The sequence below is a fragment of the Microbispora sp. NBRC 16548 genome (assembly GCF_030268985.1).
GTDB classification, from domain to species: domain Bacteria; phylum Actinomycetota; class Actinomycetes; order Streptosporangiales; family Streptosporangiaceae; genus Microbispora; species Microbispora catharanthi.
Window position 1 is genome coordinate 1 of the sequence record NZ_BSSF01000066.1, and the last position, 644, is coordinate 644.

1 protein-coding gene is annotated in these 644 nt (G+C 65.7%); it reads left to right on the plus strand.

Features of this window, described 5'->3' with window-relative positions; genetic code table 11:
* Positions 1-644: family 43 glycosylhydrolase (locus tag QSK36_RS43050; protein ID WP_285786441.1), on the plus strand; the 644-nt coding region annotated here is incomplete at both ends.

Sequence of the window (644 nt, forward strand, 5' to 3'; positions counted from 1 at the left end):
ACCATCTACACCGCCGACCCGGCGCCGCTGGTCTACAACGGCCGGGTCTACCTCTACACCGGACACGACGAGGACGGATCGACGTACTTCACCATGAAGGACTGGCGCGTCTGGTCGTCGGCGGACATGGTGAACTGGACCGACCACGGCTCCCCGCTGAGCGTGGCCAGCTTCAGCTGGGCGAAATCGGACGCGTGGGCGGGCCAGGCCATCTACCGCAACGGCAAGTTCTACTGGTATGTCCCCACGACCAACCGGGCGACCGGCAGGATGGCCATCGGCGTGGCCGTCTCCGACAGCCCCACCGGGCCCTTCAAGGACGCCCTGGGACACCCGCTGGTCGAAAACGGCGAGATCGACCCCACCGTCTACATCGACGACAACGGGCAGGCCTACCTCTACTGGGGCAACCCCAACCTGTGGTACGTCAAGCTGAACAGCGACATGACCTCCTACTCGGGCAGCCCGACGAAGGTCAACCTGACCACGTCGGGGTTCGGCACCCGCACCGGCGACGCCAACCGGCCGACGCTGTTCGAAGAGGGCCCGTGGTTCTACAAGCGGGGCAGCCTGTACTACATGGTGTTCGCGGCCAAGTGCTGCTCGGAGTTCATCGCATACTCCACGGCCACCAGCCCGACCGG